Annotated in this window: 12 protein-coding genes and 1 other annotated feature; of the genes, 11 read left to right on the top strand and 1 reads right to left on the bottom strand. The window is 28.9% G+C overall.

Annotation, left to right across the window (positions count from 1 at the left end; genetic code table 11):
- Positions 1 to 179 precede the first annotated feature (179 nt).
- The 10 genes from nth (at position 180) to thrS (ending at position 11,600) form a co-directional block, all read left to right on the top strand.
- Positions 180 to 806, top strand: coding sequence for an endonuclease III (gene nth, locus ABCP60_RS09795; protein WP_092923450.1), 627 nt, complete (start codon positions 180 to 182; stop codon positions 804 to 806).
- A gap of 199 nt (positions 807 to 1,005) precedes the next feature.
- Positions 1,006 to 1,476: a tRNA (uridine(34)/cytosine(34)/5-carboxymethylaminomethyluridine(34)-2'-O)-methyltransferase TrmL gene (gene trmL / locus ABCP60_RS09790; RefSeq protein ID WP_092923453.1), complete on the top strand. Its 471-nt coding sequence runs from the start codon at positions 1,006 to 1,008 to the stop codon at positions 1,474 to 1,476.
- 38 nt (positions 1,477 to 1,514) lie between these two features.
- The gene (locus ABCP60_RS09785; RefSeq protein WP_343101676.1) at positions 1,515 to 2,363 is read left to right on the top strand and encodes a DegV family protein; all 849 of its coding nucleotides are present in this window, start codon (positions 1,515 to 1,517) and stop codon (positions 2,361 to 2,363) included.
- A 319-nt stretch (positions 2,364 to 2,682) separates the two neighbouring features.
- Positions 2,683 to 3,732 carry a BMP family ABC transporter substrate-binding protein gene (locus ABCP60_RS09780; RefSeq protein ID WP_092923459.1) on the top strand — a complete coding sequence of 350 codons (1,050 nt, stop codon included), beginning with the start codon at positions 2,683 to 2,685 and terminating at the stop codon, positions 3,730 to 3,732.
- Between the two features lie 276 nt (positions 3,733 to 4,008).
- Positions 4,009 to 5,577, top strand: coding sequence for an ABC transporter ATP-binding protein (locus ABCP60_RS09775; protein ID WP_092923462.1), 1,569 nt, complete (start codon positions 4,009 to 4,011; stop codon positions 5,575 to 5,577).
- Complete coding sequence (locus tag ABCP60_RS09770) at positions 5,570 to 6,661, top strand: ABC transporter permease (protein WP_092923465.1); 1,092 nt, start codon at positions 5,570 to 5,572, stop codon at positions 6,659 to 6,661. Before ABCP60_RS09775 ends, ABCP60_RS09770 begins: the two co-directional genes overlap by 8 nt.
- Positions 6,661 to 7,596, top strand: coding sequence for an ABC transporter permease (locus ABCP60_RS09765; RefSeq protein ID WP_092923468.1), 936 nt, complete (start codon positions 6,661 to 6,663; stop codon positions 7,594 to 7,596). Before ABCP60_RS09770 ends, ABCP60_RS09765 begins: the two co-directional genes overlap by 1 nt.
- A 169-nt stretch (positions 7,597 to 7,765) precedes the next feature.
- A complete protein-coding gene (locus ABCP60_RS09760; protein WP_092923471.1) occupies positions 7,766 to 8,539 on the top strand; it encodes a putative sporulation protein YtxC in 774 nt (257 codons plus the stop codon).
- Positions 8,540 to 8,677: 138 nt separating this feature from the next.
- Positions 8,678 to 9,280, top strand: a complete 603-nt coding sequence (locus ABCP60_RS09755) for a DUF445 family protein (RefSeq protein WP_092923474.1) — start codon at positions 8,678 to 8,680, stop codon at positions 9,278 to 9,280.
- A gap of 52 nt (positions 9,281 to 9,332) precedes the next feature.
- Positions 9,333 to 9,551 (top strand) — a binding site (T-box leader).
- A gap of 129 nt (positions 9,552 to 9,680) precedes the next feature.
- Entirely contained in the window at positions 9,681 to 11,600 is a 1,920-nt protein-coding gene (gene thrS / locus ABCP60_RS09750) for a threonine--tRNA ligase (protein WP_092923477.1), read from the top strand.
- A gap of 45 nt (positions 11,601 to 11,645) precedes the next feature.
- On the opposite strand, the gene ABCP60_RS09745 is transcribed toward thrS, so the two are convergent.
- Positions 11,646 to 13,049, bottom strand: a complete 1,404-nt coding sequence (locus tag ABCP60_RS09745; protein WP_343101675.1) for an AAA family ATPase — start codon at positions 13,047 to 13,049, stop codon at positions 11,646 to 11,648.
- Positions 13,050 to 13,465: 416 nt separating this feature from the next.
- On the opposite strand from ABCP60_RS09745, the gene infC reads away from it, so the two are divergent.
- Positions 13,466 to 13,975 carry a translation initiation factor IF-3 gene (gene infC, locus ABCP60_RS09740; RefSeq protein ID WP_092923484.1) on the top strand — a complete coding sequence of 170 codons (510 nt, stop codon included), beginning with the start codon at positions 13,466 to 13,468 and terminating at the stop codon, positions 13,973 to 13,975.
- Positions 13,976 to 13,986: the final 11 nt, after the last annotated feature.

Here is a 13,986-nt window from a genome sequence, read left to right as displayed (position 1 = left end):
AAAAGGAAGTAAAATTATTTAAAATTTTACTTCCTTTTATAGAATATCAAAATACTACAGTATATAAAATTAACATATAGATTTAAATTTTATATAGAGATTAATAATTAAAATTTTACACATATATATAAAAATAATATAAATAATAAATAATATACAAGATAATGAGGGAGTCTAAGATGAAAAATATAAATAAGATATTAGATATATTAGAAGAAACTTATCCTGATGCTAAATGTGAATTAAATTATACTACGCCATTTGAACTTTTGATTGCTACAATACTATCAGCTCAATGTACAGATGTTAGAGTAAATAAGGTAACAGAAGAGATGTTTAAAAAATATAATACTCCAGAAGCTTTTGCTAAATTAAGCATAGAAGAAATTAGTGAAGAAATAAAAAGTTGTGGATTATACAAAAGCAAAGCTCAAAAAATAAAAGAAACATCAATTAAAATTTGTGAACTTTATAATGGACAAGTTCCAGATAGCCTAGATGAATTAATTAAGTTGCCTGGAGTGGGAAGAAAAACAGCTAATGTTGTACTTAGTAATGCTTTTGGACAAGATGCTTTAGCTATAGATACTCATGTATTTAGAGTTGCTAATAGAATAGGTATGGTAAATACGACAACTCCAGAAAAAACAGAATTTCCATTAATGAAAGTTATACCTAAGAAAAGATGGTCTCATTCTCATCATTTATTAATTTTTCATGGAAGAAGAATATGCAAGGCAAGAAAGCCAGAGTGTGAAATATGTCCTATACAAAAGTATTGTAAGTACTATAAAGAAAATAAATAGGACCTCTTGTTTTAAATACAAGAGGTTTTTATGTTTTTATGAAGAATTAAATTAGAAGACTGCATTATTGTTATAAACGTAATTTCTGTTATAATATAATTTAGAATATTAGAGTTTTAAGTGATAAGGCATAATAAAATTGAACGTACTTTAATATAGGTAAGTATAGTTGTTATTTAAATAAGTAAGGAGGGAAAATATGTCATTAAATATAGTTTTAGTAGAGCCAGAGATACCTCAAAATACTGGAAACATAATAAGAACATGTGCAGCAACAGGCACAAACTTACACTTAGTTAAACCTTTAGGATTTTCTCTAGAAGATAAGTATTTAAAAAGAAGCGGACTTGACTATTGGGATATAGCCAATATAAAGTATTATGATAGCTTTGAAGAAGTTGTAGAAAAAAACCCTGAAGGTAAGTTTTTCTTCGCAACTACTAAAGTCAATCAAGCTCACTCAGATGTTGATTATGTAGATAATTCATTTATAGTTTTTGGAAAAGAAACAAAAGGATTACCAAAAGAATTAATAGAAGCTAACTTAGAAACATGTATAAGAATACCAATGTTAGACATTGAGAAAGCAAGGTCGTTAAATTTATCTAACTCAGTTGCTATAGTTGTTTATGAAGCATTAAGACAATTAGATTATCCAAAAATGAGATAATAAACTAACCTTACTATAAAGTAATAAGGGGGAAGTACATGAAAGATATAAAAATAATATGTGATAGTTTATCAGATATACCTAATGAATTAATAGAAAAATATGATATAGAAGTAGTACCATTAACTGTAATCTTAAATGAAAAAGAATATAAAGATGGTGTAGATATATCAAATGATGAATTTTATAAAACTCTTAGGGAAGAGAATGTATATCCAAAAACATCTCAAGCTACATATGCTCAATTTAAAGAAGTATTTGAAAAATACGTTAATCAAGGAAAAAGAGTACTATATATAGCAGGTTCATCAGTTGCAACAGGAACTTATCAAAGTGCTGTTATGGCTAAAAATGATACAGATGGAGAAATATATACATATGATTCTCAAGCATTTTCTTATGTTATAGGAATATTAGTAGTTGAAGCTGCAAGAATGGCATCAGAAGGATATGATATAGATGAGATAATGAAAGCCATAGAAGAGTTAAGAGATAAGACTTATGTTTTATTCTCAGTAGATACGTTAGAATATCTACAAAAAGGTGGAAGAATATCTTCAACTAAAGCGGCTATAGGAAGTATATTAAATATTAAGCCGATATTAGATATAAAAAATGGTTTAGTTGCTCCAGTTTGCCAAGTTAGAGGCAAAAAGAATGTCATATCTAAGATGATAGAATTAGTAAAAGATAATTGTGGAGAAAATCTACAAGAACAAACAATATGTATTGGATACAGTGATGATTTTAAAGAAAGAGAAAGATTAACTGAAGCTGTTAAAGCTGAATTTAATCCAAAAGATATACTATATTTCCAAATAGGATCTTGTGTTGGTTCTCATGCAGGTCCAGGATTAACTGGAATAGTATGCATTAAAAATAAATAGTGTAACATAAAAAAGAGTCTTAAGCTTAAGACTCTTTTTTTATTTTTCTACTTATAATGACTTAATAAAATAAAATGGCTTAAAACTAATAGTTTGAAATTAAATAATAATATTTTCTGTAAAGTGATATATAAATTATATTTTACATATATATTTAATTAATAAATGAATTATTATGTTTAAAATAAGTCTTAAACACAAATTTTTAAGAAAAATAATATAATTTGCCATAAAAATAAATTTTTATGTAGAAAAAGTTTTTAAAATAGTGTACAATATAAATAAATAGTACACTATATTTAAAATTGGGAGGAAATACATGAAACTTAAAAAGTTATTAACTTTAGGGTTAACTGTAGTTATGAGCGCTAGTATGTTAGTTGGATGCTCATCTAGCGAGAATGCAGACTCTTCAGAGGCTGCTGAGGGGAATGAAAAAGTAATTAGAGTAGGTATGGTTACTGATGTTGGTGGAGTAAATGATGAATCATTCAACCAATCTGCATGGGCAGGTCTTGAGAAAGCTAAGAAAGAGTACGGGGACAAAATAGAAGTTAAGTACTTAGAATCTAAACAAGATGCTGACTATGTTCCAAATATAGAAACATTTGTAGATCAAGATATGGATTTAATAATAGGAGTAGGATTTAAATTAGCAGATGCTATAGAAGAAGCAGCTAAAAATTATCCAGAAAATCAATTTGCTCTTATAGATGCTGCTTATGAAAAGCAACCAAAAAACGTTACATCTTTATTATTTGAAGATAACGTATCAGCTTATTTAACAGGATTAATAGCTGGTAAAATGACTGAAACTAATAAAGTTGGTTTCATAGGTGGTGTAGAAGGAGAAGTTATAGATAGATTTGATTACGGATATAGAGCAGGTGTTAAAGCTGCTAATCCAGATGCGAAGGTAGTGGTTCAATATGCAAACAGCTTTACTGATTCAGCATTAGGAAAGTCTATAGCTAATCAAATGCACAAAGATAATGTAGATATCATATTCTCTGCTGCAGGTGCTGCAGGTATAGGAGCTATAGAAGCAGCTAAAGAAAATAATAAAAAAGCTATAGGTGTTGACCAAGACCAAAACAAGTTAGCTCCAAACAATGTAATAACTTCAGCTATGAAGAATATAGATGTTGCAGTATTTAACTTAGTTAAGTCTATGATGGATGGAACTTATAAAGGTGGACAAGTTATAGTAAACACACTAGACATGGATGGAGTTGGAATAGCTCCAACTAGTGATAAGAATGTTCCACCAGATGTTTTAGAATATGTTCAAAAAGAAGCAGAAAAAATAAAATCTGGTGAAATAAAAGTTCCACAAAATGAAAAAGAATATAAAGAATTAAATAAATAACATCAAAGGCTATCCTGTAAGAATAGGATAGCCTTTAATATTTAAAAATAAATTATATATAAATTGGAAAGAATAAAACTATGTAATAAATCGTATTTTCCATACAATTAGATAAATATGATGTATAAATAAGTTTTAATTTATATATAATGTACAACAAAAAGCGATAAAAAATGACTTTTTTATCAAAAATGGTTAAAATAGTTTGTTATATATACGATATTTTAGTATAATAAAAATACTAGAAATTTAAATTAAGGAGGGTAAGAAAGAGCGATGAATAATAGTAATGTTAACTACAGTCAAAAAGTTGTAGAAATGAAAAATGTAACAAAAAAATTCGGAAACTTTGTCGCAAATGATAATATAAATTTGACTGTACATAAAGGGGAAGTACATGCTCTTTTAGGTGAAAATGGAGCGGGTAAATCTACTTTAATGAACATATTATATGGATTATACCAACCAACATCAGGAGAAATATACATAAATGGTAAATTAGTTGAAATGGATAATCCAAATGTTGCTATCGCAAATGGTATAGGGATGGTTCATCAACATTTCATGTTAGTACAACCATTTACAGTAGCTCAGAACATAATATTAGGTACTGAGCCTACAAAAGGACTTGGAGCTGTAGATATAAACAAGGCTATTGATGATGTAAAAGCTATATCTGAAAAATATGGCCTATATGTTGATCCAAATGCAAAGATAGAAGATATATCAGTTGGTATGCAACAAAGAGTAGAAATACTAAAAGCATTATATAGAGGTGCAGAAATATTAATACTAGATGAACCAACAGCAGTTTTAACGCCACAAGAAATACAAGAACTTATACAAATAATAAGAAACTTAACAAAAGAAGGTAAGTCAGTAATAATAATAACTCATAAATTAAAAGAGATAAAAGCAGCTGCAGACCACTGTACAATAATTAGAAGAGGTAAATATATAGATACAGTAAAAGTATCAGATGTTACAGAAGATGATTTAGCAGCTATGATGGTTGGTAGAGAAGTTAACTTTAAAGTAGATAAAAAGGAAGCTAAGCCAAGTAATGTTGTTTTAGAGATAAATAACTTAACTGTTAAAGACAATAGAAAAATATCAGTAGTAGATGAATTATCGTTAGAAGTAAAAGCTGGTGAAATATTAGGGATAGCTGGTATAGATGGAAATGGGCAATCAGAATTAGTTGAGGCTTTAACAGGCCTTAGAAAAGCTGAATCTGGAAGTATAAAAATAAATGGAAAAGAATTATTAAATAAAAATCCAAAAGAAATGTTTAACAATGGTATTAAAAATATACCAGAAGATAGACATAAGAGAGGATTAATACTAGACTTCACAGTAGCAGAAAATACAGTTTTACAAAACTATAAAGATAAGAGATTCTCTAAAAATGGAATATTAAATAAAGCTGCAATAGAAAAATATGCAGATGAAATAATAGAAAGATTTGACGTAAGACCTACAGATCATACTGTTAAATCAAGAGCTTTATCTGGAGGTAACCAACAAAAGGTTATAATAGGTAGAGAGGTTGACAATATAGAGGTAGCAAGAGCCACTACTAAAGAGGCACAATTATTAATAGCAACTCAACCAACAAGAGGATTAGATGTTGGAGCTATAGAGTTCGTTCATCAAGCATTAGTTAAACAAAGAGATGAAGGAAATGCAGTACTATTAGTATCATTAGAACTAGATGAAGTTATGAATGTATCAGACAGAATAGCTGTAATATATGAAGGAAAAATAGTTGGAATCGTCGATGCAAAAGATGCAGATGAAAATACATTAGGATTAATGATGGCTGGAGGTGAAGATAATGAGTAGTAAGGTAAATAAGAAAAAACTATCTTTAGCTGATAATACTATTTTATTTTCTATTATCTCGATAGTTCTAGGACTATTAGTAGGAGCAATAGCATTAATAATAGCAGGGTTTAATCCAATAGAAGCTTATTCAGCTATGATAGATGGTGTATTTGGAAAACCAAAGTTTATAGCTTGGGCTATAATAAGATCAACGCCACTTATATTAACAGGTCTATCTATTGCATTTGCATTTAGAACAGGACTATTCAACATAGGAGCTGAAGGGCAATTTATAGTAGGTTCTTTAGTAGCAACTATCGTAGGAGCTGGGGTACAATTACCAGCAATAATACACGTACCACTTACTCTTTTAGCAGCAGCATTGGCTGGAGCTGTTTGGGGGGGATTTGCTGGTTGGTTAAAATCTAAGTTTGGAATAAATGAAGTTATATCAACTATAATGCTTAACTGGATAGCATTTTACTTAAGTAACTATATGATAAAAAATACTTGGTTAGCTAGACCAAACAGTGAAGCATCAATTAGTATACATGACTCGGCTAGCATAGGTATAAGTTGGTTAAATGGATTAGTAGGACCAGCTACTAAAGTTAACTGGGGTATAGTTATATCAATAATACTTGTTTTAATAATAGCATTCATATTATTTAAAACTACTTTAGGTTTTGAATTAAGAGGAGTTGGATACAACAAATTTGGTGCTGAATATGCAGGTATAAATGTTAACTCAGCAATATTAAAATCAATGGCAATAGCAGGTTTACTTGCTGGTATAGCTGGAGCTATACAAGTTATGGGTGTATCAAATAACATAACAATATTAGCAGCTCAAGAAGGTTATGGATTTGATGGTATAGCAGTTGCTTTAATTGCAAATAGTAATCCAATTGGAGTTATATTCTCAGGATTATTATTCGGAGGGCTTAAGTATGGATCAACTAAGATGCAAGCTATAGGGGCTCCTTCAGAAGTAGTAAATATAGTTATAGGATCTATAGTATTCTTTATAGCATTAAGTAGTGTATTAAGAAACTTATATATAAAAATGAGAGATAAAAAAAATAAAGGGGGAATTGCATAATGGAAGATTTAGCTTTAATCATTAGTACCACTTTAATGTACTCTACGCCCCTTATATTTGCAGCATTAGGTGGAGTATTTTCAGAGAATTCAGGTATAGTTAATATAGGACTAGAAGGAATGATGACAATAGGAGCATTCTCAGCAGCAGCAGCAGGTGTTCTTATAGGAAATCCTTGGATAGCATTTTTAATTGGTGGATTAGCAGGTGGACTATTTGCTTTAATACATGCATTTGCAACAATAACTTGTAATGCAGACCACACAATATCAGGGGTTGCAATAAACTTATTAGCTCCTGGGGTAGCATTATTTACATCTAAGATAATGTTTGATGGTGCAACAATGACACCAACAATACCAATGGAAAATAAAATACCAAGACCTTTACATGGTTTATTTGAAACAGGAAGTATATTAGATACAATATTTAATTCATATGCAACAGTATTTTTAGCATTTATATTAGTTGCAGTAGTTTATTATGTACTATATAAAACTAAATTTGGTTTAAGAGTTAGAGCAGTTGGAGAACATCCAGGTGCAGCAGATACATTAGGTATAAGTGTTGCTAAAACAAGATATGCAGCAGTTATAATATCTGGTATATTAGCAGGTTTAGGGGGAGCATCAATGAGTTTAGCTGTTGTTTCTTCATTCAGACCTACATTAATATCAGGTCAAGGATATATAGCATTAGCAGCAGTTATATTTGGTAAGTGGAGACCTCAATGGGCAATGGTAGCTTGTCTATTATTTGGATTCTCTACAGCATTATCAGTATTCTTTGGTAATCCGTCATTACCATTTAGCATAAATGAAAACTTATTATCTATGATACCATATGTTGTAACATTAATAGTTTTAGTTATCTTCGTTAAGAGTTCTAAAGCACCAGCTGCACTTGGTAACCCTTATAAAAAAGGTGAAAGATAATCAAAAAAATGATAGCTTAAAGCTATCATTTTTTTTTAAAATTAATATAATATGAATTAAAAATATAAAAACACATATAATAAAATCTATAAGATATATTGATATAAACAACTATCTTGAAATAATTATCTAGGTTCCTCTTAAATCAAGAAAGGATCACAAGTTAGGTATGAAGACAATAAAAGTGAGTTTATTATCAGAAGAAAAACTTTATGCTAAAAATATTTTTTCTAAAAGCAAGAATATATCAGAGGATAATGAAATTGTAGAAATTGAACTTGATATTAATGAGAATAACAAATCTACTATAAATGGGATATCTAGTATAGTAATGAAAATTATAAGAGATAAAATATTAAAAGACCATATAGATAAGGAATATAGTAATATTTATCCAGATGAAAAAGATGAAATATATATATATTCTTTAGAAATATTAAAAAATAAGGAACCATTTATAGAAGAATCCATACGGCAAAAGCTGCTAGATTATATAAGGACAAATGACTACATAAATTTAGATGGATTTGTTAATTTTAGGATGAAAAATTTTAAAAAATACATATTAGCTGTAACAGATAGGGCAGTAGAAGAATACATAATTAAAAAGGACCAAGATGAATTTATAAAGGTTCTTAAATATTTTATAGAAATTCAAGATGATAAAATTGACTTAGTGAAAGTGCATATAAAAGACGAAGATACTTTTCTTATATATGATAAAAATGGCAATAGAATAAATGAAATGAATAATGAAGATATTGTAAATATGGTTATAGAAGAAAACTTAAATTCAGAAGATTTTTTAATAAGCACTTTACTAAGTTTATGCCCTAAGAAAATAGAAATACTAGATACATTAAAAAATAATATATCTAAAGAAATGATAAATACCATAAAATCTATATTTGGAGATAAGGTTAGTATAGTATATCAAAATTAAAGAATATAGATAATTCTTCTTAACTAATGTAAGTTATGTTAATATTATACAATAATTAAATAGCTTTATTTATTAAATAAAAAAGCTTATAATTATGTAAGATATGGACAGAATTAATATTAGTAAGGAGATTGCAAAATGGATAATTTATTAAAAGTTTTAATACTTGCGATTATAGGGGGCGTAATAGGATATATTACTAATATAATAGCAATAAAGTTAATATTTAGGCCTATTAATCCAATAAAAATACCTATAATTAATACAGAAATAATCGGTATAATACCAAAAAGAAGAAGTGAAATAGCAACTAATATAGGTGAGATTATACAAGATGAATTTCTATCTATTGATGAAATACTTAATCAAGTTATTACAGATGAAGATAAGGATAAAATAGCAGAGTATATACAAATTAAAATAAAAAGTATATTAAATGAAAAAATGTCATTTGCACCAAGTTCAATAAAAAATCTTATACAATCTTATGTATCAGATATGATAGAAGAAGAAATAAAAAATAGTATAGATGATTTAAGTAGTGAAATGATAAATAAGGCTAGTAAAAGAATAAATATCCAGCAAATGATAGAAGATAAGATTAATGAACTTGACTTATATGAATTAGAAGAAATAATTCTTAAAGTTGCTAAAAATGAATTAAAGCATATAGAGATCTTAGGATTTGTATTAGGTTTTGCAATAGGAATAGTGCAAGGAATAATAATAGTAATTCTATAATATTATGGTTGATAGAACTATTACTATCTGATATAATGATACTAACTTAATAGAAATTGCGATGAAAAGGACAAGTAAAATAGAAACAATTTCCAGAGAAGATGAGTCACCGGCTGAAAGCTCGTCTAAATATGTCTATTTGAAAACTACCTTGGAGCAGAATTTAGTAGCATATGTGAAAGTATTCGGTTGACTACCTTATAGTCGTCTTAAGAGGGTGTATTATATACATCAACTTGGGTGGAACCGCGAATTTATACTCGTCCCAAATATATATATTTGGGTCGAGTTTTTTTAATTTCATGAAATAATAAAAATGATTTAGGTAATTATATTTAGATATCAGTATATCTAAATAAATAGGAAATAAATTAAAAAAATAATAGAGGAGGTAACAAAAATGGTTAAAGTAACTTTAAAAGATGGTTCAGTAAAAGAATTTGAACAAGGTATCTCTATCATGGATGTAGCAAAATCTATAAGTGAAGGCTTAGCTAGAGCTATAGTAGCAGCATCTGTAAATGGAGAAGTAGTAGGTTTAGACTATAAAATAAATGAAGATTGTGAATTAAACTTATTTAAATTTGATGATGTAGAAGGAAAAGATGTATTTAGACATACATCAGCTCATATGTTAGCTCAAGCTATAAAGAGATTATATCCAGAAGCTAAGCTTGCAATAGGACCAAGTATAGAAAATGGATTCTACTATGATATAGACTTAGAGCACAGATTATCAGCCGAAGATTTAGAAAAAATAGAGAAAGAAATGAAGAAGATAGCTAAAGAAGATTTAGCTATAGAAAGATTTGAATTACCAAGAGAAGAAGCTTTAGCTTGGGCTAAAGAAAATGGTGAAGATTATAAAGTAGAGCTTATATCAGAGTTACCAGAAGGGGAAGTAATATCTTTCTATAAGCAAGGGGACTTTACTGATTTATGTAGAGGGCCACATTTACCATCAACTAAGAAGGTAAAATCAGTTAAGTTATTAAATGTAACAGGAGCTTACTGGCGTGGAGATGAAAAGAACAAAATGCTTCAAAGAGTATACGGAATATCTTTCGAAAAGAATAAAGATTTAGAAGAATACCTACACATGTTAGAAGAAGCTAAAAAGAGAGACCATAGAAAATTAGGTAAAGAATTAGAATTATTCTTCATACCAGAAGAAGGTCCAGGATTCCCATTATTCCTACCAAAAGGTATGGAACTTAAAAATGCATTATTAAACTTCTGGAGAGAAGTTCATAGAAAAGATAACTATGTAGAAATAGAAACTCCAATAATATTAAACAGACAATTATGGGAAACTTCAGGTCACTGGTTCCACTACAAAGAAAATATGTATACTGTGGGTATAGATGAGCAAGATTTCGCTATAAAACCAATGAACTGTCCGGGAGGAATGTTATTCTACAACTTCAAGCCACATTCATACAGAGATTTCCCTATGAGAGTTGCTGAATTAGGTAGAGTTCATAGACATGAATTATCTGGAGCATTACATGGACTTATGAGAGTTAGAGCATTTACTCAAGATGATGCACATATATTCATGTTACCAGAACAAATAAAAGATGAAATAAAAGGTGTAGTTTCATTAATAGATAGTGTTTATAAGGTATTTGGATTCGAATATCATATGGAGTTATCTACTAGACCAGAATCTTCTATAGGAACTGATGAAGAGTGGGAAGTAGCTGAAAATGGATTAAGAGAAGCTTTAGAAGAGTTAAATTTACCATATAAGTTAAATCCAGGAGATGGAGCATTCTACGGACCTAAGATAGACTTCCACTTAAGAGATTGTTTAGGAAGAACTTGGCAATGTGGAACAATACAATTAGATATGCAATTACCTCAAAGATTTGATATAACTTATATAGGTCAAGATGGTGAAAAGCATAGACCAGTAATGATACACAGAGTTGCATTCGGAAGTATAGAAAGATTTATAGGTATATTAATAGAGCACTATGCTGGTAAATTCCCAGTTTGGTTAGCTCCAACTCAAGTTAAGATATTACCTATATCAGATAAATACAATGATTATGCTAAGGAAGTTAAAAAAGCTTTATTTGACAAAGGTATAAGAGTTGAAATAGATGATAGAGCAGAAAAAACAGGATTCAAGATAAGAGAAGCTCAGCTTCAAAAAGTACCTTACATGTTAATAGTAGGAGAAAAAGAAGAAGCTGATAAGAAAGTATCTGTTAGATCAAGAGATAATGGAGAAATAGGAAGCTTAGACTTAAATGAATTCTTAGAAACTATATTAAAAGAAATAGAAGAAAGAACTAATATAGAGTTAGCTTAATAAAGAAAAAGGGTATTAATAAAATTTTATTAATACCCTTTTTGATTAATTTATAAATTGTTTAGTTATCAAAGACTTTAATTCTTCATGAGTCATAGTTTCATTATCAAATAAATGTTTAGAAACTACATGTAGATCATTTATGTTATCCTTTAAAAGATTTAAAGTTTCATTGTAACAATTTTGAACAATATTATTGGCTTCTTTTTGAACTTGTTCAGACATAAATGTTTTTACATTTCCATCTATAGTCATAAACCCTAAGTTACTCATACCATACTCACAAACCATTTGATTTGCTATATCTGTTACCTTTTTTAAGTCATCTTTTGCACCTGTTGATTTATGATTAAAAATTATCTCTTCAGATGCTTTACCTGCTAATAAGATTTTCATTTTACCAATTAATTCTTCTTTTGTGTATATATATCTATCTTCATCAGGTAATTGGAGAACATACCCTAATGCTTGCCCTCTAGGTATTATTGATATTTTTTGTATAGGGCAAATTCCAAGTATATTGCTAACAATAGCATGTCCTGCTTCATGATAAGATACTATTTGTTTTTCCTTTTCTATTAACTTAGAGTTTTTAGACTCAAGTCCTGCAATAACTCTCTCAAGTGCTTTATCAAAGTGATCAGTTGTTATAACATCACTTTTATCTCTAACAGCAAATATAGCAGCTTCATTAGCTATATTTGAGAGATGAGCACCATTAAATCCGTGAGTTTTTTTAGCAAGCAATTCTAAATCTACAGATGGATCAAGAGGTTTATTGTTTGTATGAACTTTTAATATTTCATATCTAGTATGATAGTTAGGAGCCCCTATGTGTATATGTCTGTCAAATCTTCCAGGTCTAAGAAGAGCTTCATCTAAAAGATCAAGTCTATTAGTCGCTCCTATTATTATGACATTTGAGTCTTTAGTGAATCCATCCATTTCAACCAATAATTGATTTAGTGTTTGATCTTTTTCGTTATTACTTTCAAGATGTCTTTTTGCTCCAATAGCATCTATTTCATCTATAAAAATGATGCTAGGAGATTCTTTTCTAGCTTTTTCAAAAAGTGTTCTTACACGTTTAGCACCTACACCAACGTATTTTTCAACAAACTCAGAACCAGTAACATTGAAAAAAGATGAATTTGTCTCACCAGCTACAGCAGATGCAAGTAATGTTTTACCTGTACCAGGAGGTCCATAAAATAATACTCCTTTTGGTATTTTAGCACCCATTTTTTTGTATTTATCGGGAGACTTCATAAAATCTACTATTTCAAACAACTCTTCTTTTACTTCATCTAAACCAGCTACATCACAAAATGTAGTTTTAGGCTTAGTTGAAGCAGAGTCTTCCTTAGGAGATTCTTTTTCAAGTTTAGTTTGAGCAAATACAGGTACTGGTTTGTTAATCTTTTTAAAGAAATTGTCTAACATTTTCATAGTCATACACCTCAGATAAAAAATTATTTATTGGTTTTATAATTTCTAACAAACCAAAAATCATCGAAAAATCATTTATTTATATTTAAGTATAACCAAAACTTTGTTTAATCATTACTAAGAATATAAATTTTAGGTTAGTTATACATATTATGAGAATCAAAAATTAAAAAAATAATAAAAAAATAGTTGCAAATAATATTTAAAAGTGATATATTATATAGAGTAATTAATAACAAAAGCAAGTAGAAGTCCGCTTCTCACCTTTCGACTTAGGTTGTCTGGTAAATATAAGTTCAAAACTTTAAATATATTATTTTTATATATTTAAGTTTATATAAATTTGTTGACTTATATGGCGGGTGATTATATCATTCGCCTTTTATTTTATATAAAAAATTTGGAGGTGTCCTACCATTAGCAAGGAATTAGCAATCAACGAACAAATAAGAGAGAAAGAAATAAGAGTTCTTTCACATGATGGAGAACAATTAGGAATAATGTCAGCTAGAGAAGCTCAATTAATAGCTAACGAAAGAAACTTAGACTTAGTTATGATATCACCTAATGCACAACCACCGGTATGCAGAATAATGGATTATGGTAAGTATAAGTACGAACAAGCTAGAAAAGAAAAGGAGTCTAAGAAAAAACAGAAAGTTGTAACTGTTAAAGAAGTAAGACTTAGACCAGGTATAGAATCAAATGATTTAAATACTAAGGCTAACAACGCTATAAAGTTCCTTAAAAAAGGAGATAAAGTTAAGGTTGAGCTAAGATTTAGAGGTAGAGAATTAGGACATAAAGATCTTGGAAAAGAAGTAATGCTTAAGTTTATAGATATAGTAAAAGAGTTTGGAGAACCAGCAAAGCCACCAAAATTTGAGGGCAATAACATGGTTGTAATCATAGATCCAAAAAAATAGATGATAAACTG

The organism is Romboutsia sp. MSSM.1001216sp_RTP31141st1_G3_RTP31141_220114 (assembly GCF_039031195.1).
In the GTDB taxonomy this organism is placed as follows: Bacteria; Bacillota; Clostridia; order Peptostreptococcales; family Peptostreptococcaceae; genus Romboutsia_C; species Romboutsia_C hominis.
The sequence above is the reverse complement of the archived record's forward strand: the minus strand, read 5'-3'. Positions and strand labels throughout refer to the sequence as shown.

What these genes read in the sequence shown, in the direction of transcription:
- nth (WP_092923450.1), top strand. Translation starts at nt 180, where the DNA reads ATGAAAAATATAAATAAGATATTAGATATATTAGAAGAAACTTATCCT.
- ABCP60_RS09760 (WP_092923471.1), top strand. Translation starts at nt 7,766, where the DNA reads ATGAAGACAATAAAAGTGAGTTTATTATCAGAAGAAAAACTTTATGCT.
- ABCP60_RS09775 (WP_092923462.1), top strand. Translation starts at nt 4,009, where the DNA reads ATGAATAATAGTAATGTTAACTACAGTCAAAAAGTTGTAGAAATGAAA.
- ABCP60_RS09755 (WP_092923474.1), top strand. Translation starts at nt 8,678, where the DNA reads ATGGATAATTTATTAAAAGTTTTAATACTTGCGATTATAGGGGGCGTA.
- ABCP60_RS09785 (WP_343101676.1), top strand. Translation starts at nt 1,515, where the DNA reads ATGAAAGATATAAAAATAATATGTGATAGTTTATCAGATATACCTAAT.
- ABCP60_RS09745 (WP_343101675.1), bottom strand. Translation starts at nt 13,049, where the DNA reads ATGAAAATGTTAGACAATTTCTTTAAAAAGATTAACAAACCAGTACCT.
- trmL (WP_092923453.1), top strand. Translation starts at nt 1,006, where the DNA reads ATGTCATTAAATATAGTTTTAGTAGAGCCAGAGATACCTCAAAATACT.
- ABCP60_RS09765 (WP_092923468.1), top strand. Translation starts at nt 6,661, where the DNA reads ATGGAAGATTTAGCTTTAATCATTAGTACCACTTTAATGTACTCTACG.
- ABCP60_RS09780 (WP_092923459.1), top strand. Translation starts at nt 2,683, where the DNA reads ATGAAACTTAAAAAGTTATTAACTTTAGGGTTAACTGTAGTTATGAGC.
- ABCP60_RS09770 (WP_092923465.1), top strand. Translation starts at nt 5,570, where the DNA reads ATGAGTAGTAAGGTAAATAAGAAAAAACTATCTTTAGCTGATAATACT.
- thrS (WP_092923477.1), top strand. Translation starts at nt 9,681, where the DNA reads ATGGTTAAAGTAACTTTAAAAGATGGTTCAGTAAAAGAATTTGAACAA.